Source organism: Slackia exigua ATCC 700122 (assembly GCF_000162875.1).
Taxonomy (GTDB): Bacteria; Actinomycetota; Coriobacteriia; order Coriobacteriales; family Eggerthellaceae; genus Slackia; species Slackia exigua.
In genome coordinates, this window is record NZ_GG700631.1 from 275820 (window position 1) to 292494 (window position 16675).

The 16675-nt window shown below is 62.9% G+C and carries 7 protein-coding genes; 3 read left to right on the plus strand and 4 right to left on the minus strand.

All coding sequences use genetic code 11. The features are described from left to right. Window positions 1-53 precede the first annotated feature (53 nt). The gene (locus HMPREF0762_RS07290; protein WP_006362955.1) at window positions 54-1865 is read left to right on the plus strand and encodes an elongator complex protein 3; all 1812 of its coding nucleotides are present in this window, start codon (window positions 54-56) and stop codon (window positions 1863-1865) included. A gap of 123 nt (window positions 1866-1988) precedes the next feature. On the opposite strand, the gene HMPREF0762_RS07295 is transcribed toward HMPREF0762_RS07290, so the two are convergent. From HMPREF0762_RS07295 to HMPREF0762_RS07305, 3 genes are all read right to left on the minus strand, one after another. Then, on the minus strand, window positions 1989-4175 hold the full coding sequence (locus HMPREF0762_RS07295; protein ID WP_006362956.1) for a YhgE/Pip domain-containing protein: 2187 nt from the start codon (window positions 4173-4175) through the stop codon (window positions 1989-1991). Further along, window positions 4172-7048, minus strand: coding sequence for a YhgE/Pip domain-containing protein (locus HMPREF0762_RS07300; protein ID WP_006362957.1), 2877 nt, complete (start codon window positions 7046-7048; stop codon window positions 4172-4174). The genes HMPREF0762_RS07295 and HMPREF0762_RS07300 overlap by 4 nt, the downstream gene beginning before the upstream one ends. A gap of 120 nt (window positions 7049-7168) precedes the next feature. Beyond that, window positions 7169-8587 carry a helix-turn-helix transcriptional regulator gene (locus HMPREF0762_RS07305; protein WP_006362958.1) on the minus strand — a complete coding sequence of 473 codons (1419 nt, stop codon included), beginning with the start codon at window positions 8585-8587 and terminating at the stop codon, window positions 7169-7171. 224 nt (window positions 8588-8811) lie between these two features. Between HMPREF0762_RS07305 and HMPREF0762_RS07310 the strand changes: the two genes are divergently transcribed. Then, window positions 8812-10590, plus strand: coding sequence for an FAD-dependent oxidoreductase (locus HMPREF0762_RS07310; protein WP_245935528.1), 1779 nt, complete (start codon window positions 8812-8814; stop codon window positions 10588-10590). 1058 nt (window positions 10591-11648) lie between these two features. On the opposite strand, the gene HMPREF0762_RS07315 is transcribed toward HMPREF0762_RS07310, so the two are convergent. Then, a complete protein-coding gene (locus HMPREF0762_RS07315; RefSeq protein ID WP_006362964.1) occupies window positions 11649-16040 on the minus strand; it encodes an acyl-CoA dehydratase activase in 4392 nt (1463 codons plus the stop codon). 390 nt (window positions 16041-16430) lie between these two features. Here HMPREF0762_RS07315 and HMPREF0762_RS09405 point away from each other — a divergent pair, with 390 nt between their 5' ends. Next, on the plus strand, window positions 16431-16601 hold the full coding sequence (locus tag HMPREF0762_RS09405) for a pantoate--beta-alanine ligase (RefSeq protein WP_006362968.1): 171 nt from the start codon (window positions 16431-16433) through the stop codon (window positions 16599-16601). The last annotated feature ends 74 nt before the right edge of the window (window positions 16602-16675 follow it).

The following is a 16675-nucleotide window of genomic DNA, read 5'->3' on the forward strand; positions in this document are numbered from 1 at the left end:
ATCCGCCTGCCGGCCCTGCACGCCTCCGCACGCATCCATTAGAATCCCTGGATATGGAAGAACTCCTCCTCGACATCATCGACCGTATCCGCACCCGCGGCTCCCTCGGCCCCGAGGAGGTCGCGCGCCTCGTGCAGCGCCGCAACCACGGCTATTCCGACGGCTGCACGCACGTCTCGAAGCGCGGCCTTCTGCCGTTCTACCTCAAGACGAAGCGGAACGACCCTGCACGATGGCGCTCGTGGAACGTGAGTTCGGAACTCGAACGCGAGCTGCTCGCCGCCATCCAGATGAAACCGCGCCGCACCGCATCGGGCGTGGCCACCATCACCGTCATCACCAAGCCTTGGCCCTGCGCGAGCGCCTGCCTTTACTGCCCCAACGACGTGCGCATGCCGAAGAGCTATCTGGCGAACGAACCCGCCTGCCAGCGAGCGGAGCACAACTTCTTCGACCCGTACCTGCAGGTCGTCTCACGCGTGCGCGCCCTTGCCGCCATGGGACATCCGATCGATAAGGTCGAGCTCATCGTACTCGGCGGCACCTGGACCGACTATCCCGAGAACTACCAGATCTGGTTCGTGCGCGAACTCTTCCGCGCTCTGAACGACGAGGACGCGGAGTCCCACGCCGCCGCACGGCGCGAGAAGCTGCGTGCATTCGGATTGGAGAACGACCCCGGCATCCTCGCGCGGGCGACCCGCGCCGCGCAAGCGCGCGTCGATGCAGGAGAAGAGACCTACAACGATGCCGTGGCATCGCTCTACGATGCCTCCGACGCATGGCGCGCCGTCGACCGCAGCCAAACCGCCACGTTGCAGGAGCTCGAATCCGAGCAGCGGCGCAACGAGACCGCGCGCAGGCGCGTGGTCGGCCTCGTCGTCGAGACGCGCCCCGACGCCATCGATGCGCGAAGCCTCACGCTCGCGCGGCGCCTCGGATGCACGAAGATCCAAATAGGCATCCAGAGCCTCGACGGACGCGTGCTCGAAGCGAACGACCGCCAGGTAGACCTGAACTCCATCGAGCATGCATTCGAGCTGATGCGCGCCTTCGGGTTCAAGCTGCACACCCACTTCATGGTGAACCTCTACGGGCAGACGCCCGAATCGGACAAGCGCGACTACCGGGAGTTCGTGACGAACCCGGCATTCCTGCCCGACGAGGTCAAGCTCTACCCTTGCGCGCTCGTCGCAGGAACCGGCCTGGTCGACCTCTACGAAGCCGGCCTGTGGCGCCCCTACGGAGAAGACGAGCTGCTCGACATCCTGGTCGCCGACGTGCTGGCATCCGCGCCCTATACGCGCATCTCCCGCATGATCCGCGATATCTCCGCCGACGATATCCTCGTCGGCAACAAGAAGACCAACCTGCGCCAGATGGTCGAATCGGAGATCGAGGCGTGCGGGCGCGCGTCGGACGTTGCCGAAATCCGCTTCCGCGAGATGGGCACCGCGCGCATCGACGCAGATGCGCTCGAGCTCGAGATCATCCCCTACGAAACGACGAACACGAGCGAACGCTTCCTGCAGTGGAAAACCCCCGACGGGCGCATCGCAGGATTCCTTCGCCTGTCGATGCCGCACCAGGAGTATGTCGCCGCCCACGCGGACGAGCTTCCCGTACATTTAGGGGAAGCCATGGTCCGCGAGGTGCACGTCTATGGCAAGGCGGCGCGCCTGCATGCCTCAAGCGATGGTGCGCAGCATCTCGGCCTAGGAAAACGTCTCATAGAAGAGGCTGCGCGCATTGCGCGGGACGAAGGGTTCTCGCATCTCAACGTCATCAGCGCCATCGGAACGCGCGCGTACTATCGCAGCCTTGGATTCGAGGATGCGGAGCTGTACCAGCAAAGGATGCTTTAATCCGCCGCCGCGCCCTCAAGGCGCAGCCCATGCCCGGCTTAGACGCCATGCCTCGAAATAGGGCTCCACGAGGGCTCCACGGCCGATGCCGCACGGCTTGCCCGATCCCTCGAGCCGTGCGCCCTACATGAACTTCGTCTCGGCGAGCTTCCCGTCGACGAAATCGTTGAGCTTCAGCGCCGGCCCGCGCAGCGCGAGCGCGACCAGCAGCGTCGGTATCGCAAACGCAAGCAGCGCGACCACGTGGAAGGCGAATTCGCCGCCGTAGATGCCCGCCACGCACGCCGCCATCGCGTTCATGCCGTGGGTGAAGGGCAAGAACGGATAGACGGCCTGGAAGAACGGACCCGTCATCTCGATAGGGAACGTGCCGCCCGACCCCGCCACCTGCATCACAAGCAGAATGACCGCAACCGCCTTGCCCACCTCGTTGAACATCGCGGTCAACGTATACATCATCAGCATGAATACCTGACCGGCAACGATGCCGGCAATCACGAAGAGGACCGGATGGACGCACTGGATCTGCAGGACGAACAGATCGCCCAGGCATACGAGCAGCGCCTGTCCGAAGGAAAGCAGCGAGAAGATGCCGAACCGTCCGAAATAGCGCGCCGCGGGCGACGGCATGCCCAGCTCGAGCAGGCGCCGATCGGCGATGCGGGTCCTCATCATCGCCGCAAGGATGATGGCGCCGACCCAAAGCGAAAGGACCGTGTAGAAGGGAGCCATGGCCGAACCGTTGTTCGCGACCCCATAGACGGCCTGCCGATCGACGCGCACGGGCGAGGCCAGATATTCGGCAAGGGCATCCGACCCTCCGTTCAAGATCGTGCGCACTTCGTCAAGATTGCCCGACGCAAGGGCCGCTGCGAGCTTTCCACGGGATTCATCCAGATAGGAAGCGGTATCGTCAAGCTTGTCCGCCGCGTCGTCGAGCGACGAGGCCGCATCGGACAAGCGGGAGGAAAGCGATCCGGCATTGCGGGAAAGGCTTCCCGCGACATCCGCCAGATCGGACGCCACCGTCGAGGACTTCGTCGAGATATCCCCGAGCGATGCGGTCAGCGCGTCCAGGGATTTCCTGAGATCGTCCGACCCCGACACATCCGAAATGCTCGCCTTCGCATCGGCGATAGATGACCGTACGGTATCTATCTGCGCTGATGCATCTGACGTACCTGCGTCGAGAGCGTCCGCCGCGTCGCCGAGGTTCTGCTGCAGCGCTGCAAGCTCGGCGATGACGCGGTCGATCGCGGCCGTGGCCTCCCCGCTCGTATCGGCGGCCGCCACGGCATCGCGCACCGATTCATAAGCGACGCGAGAATCCTCCGCCTCCTGCGCGGCGGAACGCAGAATCGCCGAAGCATCGCTTGATCGGCCCTGGGCGTCGTCGAGCGCGGAAGTCACCTCGGCGTCCAAGCCGTCGAAGCCCGCGAGGCTCTGCGCCAGGGCGCCCTGCACCGCTCCGGTCGCCGCGTCGAACGAATCCGACGCATCGGACAAGCCGGATGCCGCATCCGTGATGGAGGAAACGGCGCCCGACGAGGCGTCCTTCGACGATGAAAGCATCGAGGCCGATGCATCGGACAGGCCGGATGCCGCCGTCATGAGGGACGAGAACGCGCGCATGTCGCCCTCGGCCGAACGCATGTCGCGGGCCGCATCGGCCATATGCCCGTCCATGCGCGCCGCATAGGTGGAGACCTGATCGCCGTCGAGATAGGACACGAGGTCGCTCGCAAGGGACAGAGCCGCCTTGTCCACCGTCTCGGTGAACTTCACGCGCACGGAGTCCTGCACCGAAGCAGCGCCTTTCTCCGTGATGCGCGGTGCGATGGGGTTTTCCTTCTCGTTGGTGTAATAGGTGATCTCCGAATGCGTGACGTCGGGCGAAAACAACGTCATCATGTCGGCGCTGAAACCCTCGGGGATGACGATGGCCGCATAGTATCTGCCCGACCGGATGCCCTCGACCGCTTCGTCCTCGCTGACGAAGACCCAGTCGAAGCTGTCGTCGGCGCGCAGCGACGACACGACGGCGTCGCCCATGTTGATGTCCACGGGCGTCAGGTCGCTTTCGTAGCCCGCGTCCTCGTTCGCAACCGCGACCTTGAGCCCCTCGGTATGCCCGTATGGATCCCAGCTGCCAGCGATATTGAACCATGCATACATCGGAGGCACGAGCACCAGGCCCATGAGGACGATGATGCCGATGACGTTCTTCACGCCGTAACGCACGTCGCCGGCGAATATCCGCAGGACGTCGCCTACGACCTTGGCCGGGCTCTCAAGCCGAGGAGGCTTCATCGCGCGCCTCCCTTCTCATCGGAAGGACCGGGCGCGTCGTCGGACCCGAAGGGATCGATGCCGGGCGCGCTCCCAGAATCCAAGGAGCCGCCATGCCCGAGAGAATCGACGTCGGCCTTATCGCCGGATGCGAAGGGGACGACGCCGTATTCGCCATCGATTCGGGAGCGGCCGCCCGCATCTGCGCCATCGTGGAATGCAAGAGGGTCATCTCCCCTGAACAGGTCTTCTTGCAGCGCTATCCACTCCGATTCGACGCCTGCCCGCTCGTGCGCGCCCGGCTTCGTCGAGGCGGTCCGGGCCTCGACGACGCGCGCATGATGATCGGGCGAGAAATCATGGTGGCGGAGAGGCAGGTGGTCGCGCGCGTCATCGATGAGCGCATCCCCGCCGAGGCCGGCCATGCGCAGTTGGAAGCCGAGGCTTTCATGCAGGAATTCGACGACGATGAGGAACACGTCGACGAGAATGACGAGGGCGATCATGCCGGCAAGCAGCATGAGCTTGTCGTCCACGTCCACATTGACGAACGAGACCAGCGCCATGAGCACGAGCGGCAGCGCGGCGACGACATACGACCCGACGCGCACGATGCCGTCGTAGCTGCGGTTGAACCGCTCTGCGCGATCGAGCAGCATCGCACGGTACGTATCGGTATCCAGCAGGGCCCGGATGACATTGCGGGCACGGTAGCGCGATTGGCGCATGCCCTGCTCCTCGCTTACGAGAAAGCCCGTCTCGTGCAGCTTGGCATCGAAGAGCACATTGAGGTTGAGCACGTAGGGACGCACGACCAGGCCGATGAAAAGCGAGACGAGCACGATGGACAGGAGGATGGCCGCGTCGAAGGCGAGGTCGTGGCCGTATATGCCGGCCATGGCCTGGCGCATCGCGTCGATGCCGTAGGTGAACGGGAGAAGCGGATGCACCATGCGGAAGAACCCCGGCATCATCTCGATCGGATACATGCCCGACGACCCGGGAATCTGCATGATGAGCAGGATGACCGCCGCAGCCTTGCCGATATGCCGAAGCGTGATGCCGAGCATGAAGATGATGTTCATGTAGGCGAGCGACGTCAGCACGCCGGCGGCGAGGAAGGCGACGGGGTTTTCGCATTGCACGCCGATGACCAGATCGCCCGTGCAGATCACGAGCGCCTGCAGGATGGAAAGCACCATGAAAAGAAGCCAGCGGCCGAGATACGCCCTCGTGGCGGTGAGACCTTCGATGCCTTCGCGATCGACCTCGAGCTTGATGAGCGCCATGAGCACGAAGCCGCCCACCCAGAGGGCGAGGTTGGTGTAGAAGGGGGCCACCGACGACCCGTAGTTCTCCACCGGATAGACGACCTTGGTCGTAAGCGTCACGGGCGAGGCCATGAAATCGCCCACGTCGGCCGGATCGATGCCGAGAATCTGGGAAAGCTCGTCGATTTCGAGCGAATCGGACAGAGCAGCCAGGTCGGATGCCGTCGAGGACAGGTCGGCCTGGGTGGTCGCGAGGGTGGATGCCGTCGCATCGAGGGCAGAGGCGCTTTCGCCGAGCGTTCCATCGAGCTGATCCAGGAGCGCAAGGGCCTGATCGGCCTGCGGCCCGAGCGCAGACGACACGCCGGATAGCAGTCCGAGAGATGTCGACAGGGAGCCGAGACCCGATGTCACCTGGGGCGTTATGGTCGTATTCACGGACTGCGCCGACGAGGAGATGCCGGCAAGCCCGTTCGACACGATGCCTCCCATCGCCTGCACGTGCCCGTTCGCCGCGCTCACGGCGGCATCCAGGGCATCGCTCGTCTCCTTGAGCGTGCCGACGGCGGCCCGATAGCGATCGTTGCGCGCCTGAAGATCGTCGATCGCTTTCGAAACGTTCGGATCGGCGGATGCGAGCGCCTTCAGCGCCGCAATGGCTTCGTCGTTGCGGTCGATCGCCTTGTTGAGCGATGCGATCGCGGCATCCACGTCGCCTTTCGCCTCGGTCGTCTTCGCCGCCAACTTGCCGACCGCGATCGATGCCTGGCTCGAAGCTCCGCCGAGGGCCACGCTCCCCTTCGTGAGCGCACCGGATGCCGATGCCGAAAACGATCCGGCGTCGGCTTGGGCGGACGTCATGAGCGCCCCCGCCGTATCGAGGGACGAGGAGATCGACGAAGCGAGGGACTTCGCATCGCCGAGCGTCGTGCGCGCCGACGAAACCGAACCCTTCCAGCCGTCGATGCCTTCCGAAGCGGATGCCAGGGCCTCCCGCACCGACGACAAGTCGTCGCTTGCGCCGGCGACCCCGGCCGCAACGCCTGCGTTCGCACCCTCGACCTCGCCCTTCACAGACTTTGCGGCATCGCGCGCGGCAGACGAGGCCGCCTCGCTCGCTGCGGATGCGAACTGCTCGTTGACCTTGCGCTCAAGCGCCGTCGCGCCCGAATCGGTCACCTTCGTGGCGACGGCGCTGTGCTTCTCGTTCGCGTAATACGTGATCGTAGGATGCTCGGGCTTGCCGGTGAGCACGCTTGCGAAATCGGCGCTGAAATCAGCAGGGATGACGTAGGCGGCATAGTACGTGCCCGACTCGACGCCTTGTACGGCCTCGTCTTCGGACACGAACTCCCAACCCAGCTGATCATCGTCTTGCAGGTTCGCTTCCACCTGGGATCCGACGTCGATATGCCCGAGCGCCTCGGTATCGGCGCCGACATCGGCATTCGCCACCGCCACCCGGATGTTCCCGGTGTTCCCGTACGGATCCCAATTCGCCCAGACGCAGTACCACGCATAGAGCGCAGGGAGAACGATAAGTCCTGCTATGACGATGAGCGCGACCGGATTGCGCGCAAGACGCCCCAGGTCGCGCGCGAGTATCCTAAAGGCGGTCTTCATGGAAGAGGGGGCTCCTCGAGTTTCGGCGCATATGATGCAGTATCGCGTATCCTACCGCCGACTCGCCTTTTCGGGAAGGCGTGCAAGCCCCGCTCCTGATCGATTCCAAACGGCGGCTCCTTATGCAACGGGACGCGTCGGATTCACCAAATCGATGATGTCCTGCTTCGAGTGAACCTCGAGCGATGCGTAGATTTTCTTCGCGTGCGTCCTGACCGTATTTTCCGAAATATAAAGCCTTCGCGCGATAGACGGTATGTCGTGGCCGTGAGCAAGCAGGTCGAACACCTCGGACTGACGCTCGGAAAACCCGTTCTCCTCGGCGATAAGACGGCAGCGCGCGCTCACGATGTCAGAACCTGGCACGACGACACTAGCCTGTCTCTTAGCCCCGCTTCGCCCGTTGATGAGGAAGACCGCGAGCGAGCAGCCGTAGAGCAGAAGGAATGCCGCCGTGATCGCTTGACTTTCCCGAGGGATGGAACTTCCGGCCATAAGCCCCGCGATATCGGAACCCAAATGATGAAAGGCGTACAAGACGCCGGCAGACAGCGGGTAGGCCACCGCGAGGGAAAGTCCCGTCCGCTTCGCGCAGTCGATGCATGACATCATCATGACGACGGAAAACAGCGTGAAGCCGAACGTCCCCATGAACACAACGGCCATACGCTGGTCGCCCTGCAAAAACGGAAAGAACAGCAATGCGGTGATGAGCAGAGGGTAGAAAACCATGAACGCCTTGGTGATGCTCGTGGAACGATGCAGCGCTCCCCATGCCGCCGCAAGGACGACGGCACTCGCGATGTTCGCACCGTATACGATAAAACCTCTTCCGATGAACGACGGCGTCTCGACGACCATGCCCGATTCGAGCATGGTGGACGCAAGACCGATCATGGCGAGGCAGAAAAGCGACGGCGCCAGATCAACCAGGGTATCTTTCATCACAACCGACCGCGATCCGATGCCTGTCTCGTGTCCCGCTCCAGATGTATCCGGAAGACGCAGGCAAGCGAAGAGCGACGCAAGGCAGAGCATCGCGAGCAGAAGCATGACGAGAAGCACGGCCTGTCGATCGATGAGCACATAGACGAGAAAAGGTGCCGCGGCAAGCACCGATCCCAGGATTATCTGTTTGCGTGCTTCTTCCGCCACGCTCAAGGCAAACACGTATTCCCAACATATGAAGCAGCAGGTCGTACCGATGCCATACAGGATTCCAGAGGCGAAGAGCATCGCCTCGGCATCGGTAAGATAGAAGCCCAAGAGCAGCACGATTCCTGCGAACAATAATCCTGCAGCCTCGGGAAACGGCCTTCTATCGAACGCCTTCGGGACCAAGGCCGCCGCAAGCGCGTACATGAAGAACGATGCCACGTTGCCCATCATCATCGATGAGCACCAGAGGCTTGCCGCGCCTGCGCCGAAAGCGCGCTGAGGCAGCGTCGAGAACCCCCAGAGTGAAAACGAATTCATGGCGAGAAACGCCGCGAAGCCGAAACCGACCAGAAGAAGCCTCGAACGATTCGAATTCGCCATGCCTATCCCTCCCTTAGGTACGAGCGATCGTATCACAGGGATATCAGGCGGGCAAAAGTGTTCTCACCTGCGGTTTATAGATCATTTCACCTACTGTATGCGATAGACGGAACGAAAAAACACCGACTGCGGGCGAAGGCGAGCGCGGCCATGCGGACTCATACTGGGCGCAAGCCCCGGGGAGGGGGATGACTATTCGACGCATGTCGAACGAGGAGGGAACCATGAGCATGACCATGAACCGTCGAAACTTCCTTAAAGGCGCGATCGCGACGGGAGCGATCGCGGCCACGGGAGCCGCGCTCTCAGGGTGCGCCAAGACCGACGCCGCAGACTCCGACATGGGACACGCCGATACGGGTGCCGATGCGACCTCGTATCTGACGGCCGACTCGTACGAACACGCAACCTGGAGCTTCGAAATTCCGCCCGAGCCTGTCGACGAAAGCGAGATCGCCGAGACCTACACCCATGACATCATCGTCGTAGGAGCCGGTATGGCAGGCCTGTGCACAGCCGTCTCCGCCGCAGAAACGGGTGCCGACGTCCTCGTATTCTCCGCAAGCTCCAAGCCCATCTCACGCGGCGGATCGAATCACGCCATCGGATCGAAATACCAAAAGGAGAAGGGTATCGACTACTCCCCCGAGATCGCGCGCGAAATCGTCAAGGCGGAGCAGACGGCGGGGACCTACTTCATGGACAAGAAGAAATGGGAGCGTTGGATCAACAACTCCGCCGAATCCATCGACTGGACGATCGACCACATGGAGAAAAGGGGTCTCAAATGCTGCCTGGAGCCTGGCTACACCGACCCGGACGGCACCATCACCATCCCGCCCGCATCGCATAACTTCTACAACGACGAGCAGCCGTTCGGCGCCCTGTTCGGCGCCCCGCTCGAAGCGCAGGCCTATGCCGATATCCTGACCGACGACTTCGGCAAGGAGATCCATTACAACACGGTGGCGCAGTATCTCATTCGAGAAGATGGCAACAAAGGACGCGTCTCCGCAGTCGTCGCCAAGAACGCCGACGGGAAGTACGTGAAGTACGTAGCGAACAAAGCCGTCGTGCTCGCCACGGGCGACTTTTCCAAGAACCCCGACATGATGGCCAAATACAGCCCCTGGGCCTGGAAGCACTTCAAGGAGTCGCTTGCGGGAGACGTCAACTACGACGCCGAGCTCTCCTATTCGGGGCTCATGCCGGGCGACGGGCAGAAGATGGGGTTATGGATCGGTGCGGCGTGGCAGAAGACCTATCCGGTCGCAGCCATGATCAACGGCGGCGCCTCAGGTCCCGCGCATGGGGTGATTTCCAATTTCTGGGGCATCAATCTGGACATCCACGGCAAACGCTATCAGAACGAATGCACGAACTTCGCGTACGGGGCGATGTCGCTTCTGCAGCTTCCCCAGAAGACCGCGTTCGCCGCCTGGGACAAGGCCTATGCCTATACGCAGGACGAATGGGACGTCTTCGGCGTCTGCCTCGATCACGAGAACGGCATCATGCCGAAGACTCCCGAGGAAATGATCGCCTCATGGGACGAAGCCGTCGAAAACGGGTCTTCGAGCATCGGCACCGGTGCCGTCTATTACAAGGCCGACACGCTTGAAGAGCTCGTCGCCCAGATGGAAGGCATCGATCAGAAGGAAGCGCTGGCCTCGATCGAGCGCTACAACGCGTTCGCGGAGCAAGGACTCGACGAGGAGTTCCACGTGAATCCGGATATCCTTTATCCGATTTCCACCCCGCCGTTCTACGCTACCAAGACCGTTGGTGCCACGTTCCTCACGGTCTGCGGCGGCCTGCGCACGAATGAGAACATGCAGGTCTGCGATGAAGACGACATGCCGATCGAAGGCCTGTACAACACCGGCATCATGACCGGTGACTTCTATGCGAACAGTTACAATTTCGTCATGCCCGGCCAGAATCTTGGCGCCGTATGCGGCACGCTCTCCTACCTGCTCGGACGCGATCTGGCGAAACTGTAGAGATCCTTCCGGCGGACGCCGATCTGGCGAAACTGCAGATGCCTTCCCGGCGGACCCAATGTGGCGAAACTGCAGATGCCTTCCCAGCGGACCCGCTTTTGTCGCGCAGCATCCCTAACGTCGCACCTGGAATGGAGGGTCATTCCAGGTGCGATCGCAGCGAGAAGAGGATTTGAGCATGCAAGGAACCGACCGCGGCAAAACCCATCCTCCCGTCGCCTCGTCGAAGAGGGGTCCCTCATGCAAGGAGCCAGCACGGAACGATGCAGTATCGCGTATCCTACCGTCGAGTCGCCTTTTCGGGAAGGCGTGCAGGCCCTGCTCCCGATCGATTCCAAACGGCGGCTCGATATCAGGCAACTTCCTATCAGGCCTCTCCCTATCAGGCCGGAACGTTCGGATGAGCTCAACCTGCCGAAAAATCGGAGCTTTGCGAAAAAACGCGGGTGTTTCAGGCTCAACTGCCAGAATATCAGAGCTTAGTGGGGAACTTACATCGTACGCTATTGCTCTCGCACGGATCTACGCTTCTAGCGTTCCCTTATATGCCACATAGGCCTTATGCATGCACTATATATTGAAACGTTGGCCGAGGGACCTTCTTGATTTGACTTACAAAACTCCACTAAGCTCCGTATTTTTGACACTAGAGGGGAAAAGAACATATACACCATCGCGCAACAAGCCGACCGGAGCCCGATTCATCCTTACGCCTCGATCCGTTCCGGATAGTCCTACCCCTCCCCTCGCGTCCGCGGGCGCTCGCTATATGTCGAGTAGCCAGACCGTAGAATCCATCCTACCCCTCGCGGCAATGGGTGCCGCAGCCGATTCTTTCCCTGCGCCGTTCACAGGCGGCTCATCCTGCCTCTCGACCCGCCCCTCGCGGCAAAGGGCGCTCGCAACGCCTATGCTTCGTTCCGCCCTGGATAGTCCTACCCCGCGCGCCCGCGGGCATTCAACTGGGCATTCGCCCGCGCGACGGGAGGCGCCTTTCCTACCCCAAGCGCCCGCGAACATTCATGCGCCCGATCAGGCACCGAAGAGGACGGGGCCTCCTACTCTGCACGCCCGCGGGCGTTCATGATGAGCATCTGAAGGCGGTTCTCCACGTTCGCGAAACTCACATCGGGATCGTAGTCGAGCGGCAGGATCTGCACGTCCGGATACATCTCCTTCAGGCGTTTCGCGATGCCGCGCCCGACGATATGGTTGGGCAGGCATCCGAAAGGCTGCAGTATGACGAAGTTGCGGCACCCGCGCGAGGCATGATGCAGGATTTCGCCGGGTATGAGCACGCCTTCGCCCGCGTCGAAGGTATGGTGGATGATCGGGTCGCTTGCCTTGACCAGATCCTGCATGCGCGTGGCCGGCTCGTAGAGCGGGCTTTTCGCCGCGATGCGGTCGGTCAGCGCATGTGCGACGTTGAACAGGTCGTCCGCCACCGCATACCAGGTCTTCTCGCCGAGCGGCTTGTCCACCCGGTATTCGCGCACCTGGGCATGCTTGTAGAAGTAGGTCTTGCGGATGACGTCGGTCATCCGCGCCTCGACCACCTCGAGCCCGTTTGCTTCCAGATAGCGTTCGACCTCGTGGTTCGCGCCCGGATGGAAGTTGAGCAGGTATTCGCCCACGATAAGCACCGTCGGACGAGGATTGCTGCGATCGTAGGCCACGGCATCCATGATATCGACCGCGCGGGCGAACCCGCGTGCCGCGCCGCGCACGCCATGAGTCTCGATGCCATCCATGAGCACATCGATCGCCCGGTCGAACGCCGCATCGGCAGACCCCGCTTCAAGCTCGTACGGACGGATCTTGCGCAGCATCTCTTCAAGCGCATCGATCATCGGCAGACCCATCGCGATGCGGATGGCGCTTGCCAGATTCATCCTGAAGCCGGGATGCATGTCGTGATAATCCACGTCGTCGTTCGTGATGATGGGCACGTTCTCGTAGCCGGCATCGTCGAGCGCCCGGCGCAGCAACGCCGCGTAATGCGTCAGGCGGCAGTCGCCGATGTACTTGCCCGTCGCCACGGCAACATCGCACCCGTCGTAGTCCCCGCTCTCGAGCGCGGCCAGCGTCTCCCCGATCGTGATCTGGGCCGGAAAGCAGATATCGTTGTGCACGTAACGCTTGCCCAGCGCGATCGCACGCTCGCGTCCGAGCGGCAGCGGCACCGCGCGCACGCCCTGCTTCGTGAACACCGATGCCATCAGGCGGCTGAACGCATGCGAGGTGTTCGGCACGAGAACGACCTTCTCCCGCGCATCGGCTTCGGTGAACTTCACCGGGTACGGATCGGATAGGCTGCGCACGCGCCGCGTCCGCCCCATCTCGCGCGTGATCCCTATCGTGTCGACGAACGAGCGGATGCGGATGCGCAGAGGTCCCCGGTTATCGGATTCATCCACTTTGACGATGAGCGGCGTCTTTTCTCCCACCTCGTCCATCAGGCGCACGATCTCGTCCGACAGATATGCGTCATGCCCGCAGCCGAAGCTCACGACCTGCACGTATTCAAGGCTGTCGCTTTCCGCGGCCAGAATCGCCGTCGAAAGCATGCGCGCATGGAAGTTGTTGACCACGTCCAAGCGGCTGCGCGACAGGTCGACCTCGGCCGCGCCGGGCACCGCATCGGGCGTGAGCACGGGAATGCCCATCTCGCAGAACATCTCGGGGATGCCGTGGTTCACCAGGTCGTCGTTGTGATAGGGACGCGACGCCAGCACGACCGCATACGTGCCCGCCGCTTCCGCGGCATCGATGACCTCCGCCCCGCGCCCGAGCAGCTCGGCGCGGAAGCTCGCCTGGGCCGCGTCGGCTCGGCCGATCGCGCGCGCGACCTCGTCCGCACCGATGCCGAAGACATCGGCGAAGTAGCGTGTGAGCTGGCGGTCACGATCGGCAAGGCTATACCAGTGGAACAGCGGATCGTCGAAGGGAATGCCCGACCGACGCGTCGGGTCGTCCGAATTGGCGATGACCATCGGATACCCCTTGACCACCGCGCACATGGATTCGCTCGTCTCCTCGGTGTTCTCCGTCGGAACCGTGGTCACGATCGGGAAGAAGATGCGATCGACGCCCTGGCGTTCAAGATCGCGGATATGCCCGTGCACGAGCTTCGCGGGGAAACACACGGTATCGGACGCGACGGCCGGAAGCCCTTCCTCGTACATCGCGCGCGTCGAGAGGCGCGACATCTTCACCGTGAAGCCGAGCGCCCGCAGAAGCGTGCGCCAGAAGGGCATGCGATCCCAGAAGCCCAGCACGCGCGGCAGGCCGATCACGACGCCGCGCTCAGGCGCCTTCCCTGCATCGTAATCCTTGAACAGCAGGTCCTTGCGCACCTCGAAGAGGTTCGGCACCGTCGCCGTCTTGGCACGGATGGCCGCCACCTGCGCACGCACCCCGGCATCCTTCGGATCGCCGACGACCTCGCCGCGCTCGCAGCGGTTGCCCGTCATGAACGTCGATCCGTCCGAGAACGTGACGCGCGTACGGCTGCAATGGTTCGCGCAGAACGGACAGGAAAGCCCTGTCTCTTCGGTCCATGAAAAACCGGGAAGCGCTTCCAGGCCTATGAAGGAGCTCTCGAACGAACCGGCGGCGCGCGCGGCTTCAGCCTTGCGCTTGGTCAGGAGCGCAACGCCGATGGCGCCCATAAGGCCGGGATACGGAGCGCGCGTGACCTCGAGGCCCAGATACTGCTCGAGCGCCCGCAGCACCGCGTCGTTTCTGAAGGTGCCGCCCTGCACGACGATGCGGTTTCCCAGGCTTGAGAGGTTGGACACACGGATGACCTTGGTGAACACGTTCTCGATGATGGAACGGCACAGGCCCGCCATGATGTCGTCGGGGCCGTGGCCCGATTTCTGCTCGCTCACGATGCTCGAGTTCATGAACACCGTGCAGCGGCTGCCGAGCTGGGCGGGGAAATCGGCGCGGAACGCGGCGGCGGCGATATCGGGCGCGTCTATGCGCAGAGACGACGCGAAGTTCTCGAGGAACGATCCGCATCCCGACGAGCAAGCCTCGTTGACCGTGATGTTGGACACGATGCCGCGGTCGAGCCAGATGGCCTTCATGTCCTGCCCGCCGATGTCCAAGATGAAGCTCGCATCAGGTTCGATGGCGCAGACCGCGGTAGCGTGCGCGACGGTTTCGACCGCGTGGCAGTCGGCATGGTAGGCATGCTGGAACAGCGCCTCGCCATACCCCGTCGTGCCGCAGGCGATGATATCGAGCCCGACGCCCGCCTTGGCATACCGGTCGCGCAGCGCCATGAGCGCATCGGTGCAAACGCCGAGCGGCTCGCCCTGATTGGACGCATAGAATTCATCGATCAAGCGCTCGCGCTCATCGATGAGCGCGAATTTCGTGGTGGTGGATCCCGAATCGATGCCCAGATAGGCGCGCACCGTGCGCCCGACGTTTTCCGGCACGTCGCTTGCACGCACGATTTCGGGAAGGCGATGCCGCGCGTCGAAGGCGTCGCGCTCCTCGAGCGTCTCGAAGAACTTCGGGCCCGACGCCGACGACGCGCCGCGCCCCATGCGCGTCAGCACGTCTTTGGCCCGATCGATGTCAAGCGGCTCGGACGCGTCGGCGAAAAGCCCCGAGCATGAGAGGGCCGCCCCGATGGCCACCATCATCTCGGGTCGCTCGGGCACGACGACATCGTCGCCCTCAAGGCCCAGGCGTTCGGCGAACACGCGCACGAGCGTCGGATTGAACGTGAGCGGACCGCCCTCGAAGATGACCGGAGCCGTGATGTCGAGACCCTGCGCGAGGTCGCCGATCGTCTGCTTCGCGATGGCATGCATCGAGGACAGCGCCAGGTCCGCACGCGGAACGCCCTGATTGAGCAGCGGCTGGATGTCGGTCTTCGCGTACACGCCGCAACGCCCGGAGATATCGTAGACCGTGGCGCCCTCGCGGGCCAGCGCGTCGAAGCCTTCGACCGGAACCTCGAGCACTGCGGCGATCTCATCGACGAAAGCCCCGGTGCCGCCGGCGCAGCTGCCGTTCATGCGCATGTCCGACACATCGAACGCGCCGGTCGCCTCGTCCTTATGGAAGAAGATCATCTTGGCGTCTTGGCCGCCGAGCTCGATGGCGCACCTGACCTGAGGATGCATGTCCCTGATCGCGATCGCGTTCGCCACGACCTCCTGCACGAAGGGCACGTCGAGCGCGGCCGCCACCGCCGCGCCGCCCGAACCGCAGACGGCGACCTCGACCGACGAGCCCGGATAGAGCCCTTCGACCTCTTCAAGCGCACGCACGACCGATGCCGCCTGATGGGCGCCATGACGACGGTATTCGAGATGCATCACGTCGTGCGTGGAGGCATCCAGGACCGCGTACTTGGTCGTCGTGGAGCCGATATCGATGCCTAGATGAAGGCGATTCCCCGCAGCGCTCAAATTCCATCCCCACATAGGCGCATTCCCTCATGGCTGACGCATGGAAAGCCTCATGCGCGGGCGCGCCCCCGATCGGTGCCGCATTGCGAAACAGGCCTTCCTGTCCGTTGCGGCGAATAGTTTGAAAGCCAAAAGGCTTGGAATACGAATGTACTCCTCTCGGCGACGCGCGCAGACAATCCCCACACCTTGCCGACGAAACGTCACGAAGCCGTCATGCGGAAACCTATCCACGAGAAGAAGGCGAATCGCATAGACGTAAACGCCGGTCAGGAATATTCGCACGTTGGCCACGGCGCATGAAGGCGTCGTGGCGAAACGGCGCAAGGCACGGTATCGATCGTGCGATACGCCCGAGACGACGCGCGAGGCCTTTCGTCCGCGCAATCGAAAGAAGGATTCGTCATGCAGATCGCACGTACCGTCGAAGACGCCAAGGCGATCGCCCGAGCGTGGAGGCGCGCGGGCAAGACGGTCGGCCTCGTTCCCACGATGGGATACCTGCACGAAGGACACGCAAGCCTGATCGAACGCGCGCACCGAGAAAACGACCGCGTGGCCGTGTCGGTGTTCTGAATCCGACGCAATTCGCCCGAACGAGGATCTGGCCTCCTATCCCCGCGATTTCGACCGAGACGTCGCGCTCTGCG

Excerpts from the sequence above, each read along its gene's own strand:
- HMPREF0762_RS07295 (WP_006362956.1), bottom strand. The coding sequence starts at position 4,175 with ATGAAGCCTCCTCGGCTTGAGAGCCCGGCCAAGGTCGTAGGCGACGTC.
- HMPREF0762_RS07300 (WP_006362957.1), bottom strand. The coding sequence starts at position 7,048 with ATGAAGACCGCCTTTAGGATACTCGCGCGCGACCTGGGGCGTCTTGCG.
- HMPREF0762_RS09405 (WP_006362968.1), top strand. The coding sequence starts at position 16,431 with ATGCAGATCGCACGTACCGTCGAAGACGCCAAGGCGATCGCCCGAGCG.
- HMPREF0762_RS07290 (WP_006362955.1), top strand. The coding sequence starts at position 54 with ATGGAAGAACTCCTCCTCGACATCATCGACCGTATCCGCACCCGCGGC.
- HMPREF0762_RS07315 (WP_006362964.1), bottom strand. The coding sequence starts at position 16,040 with ATGTGGGGATGGAATTTGAGCGCTGCGGGGAATCGCCTTCATCTAGGC.
- HMPREF0762_RS07310 (WP_245935528.1), top strand. The coding sequence starts at position 8,812 with ATGAGCATGACCATGAACCGTCGAAACTTCCTTAAAGGCGCGATCGCG.
- HMPREF0762_RS07305 (WP_006362958.1), bottom strand. The coding sequence starts at position 8,587 with ATGGCGAATTCGAATCGTTCGAGGCTTCTTCTGGTCGGTTTCGGCTTC.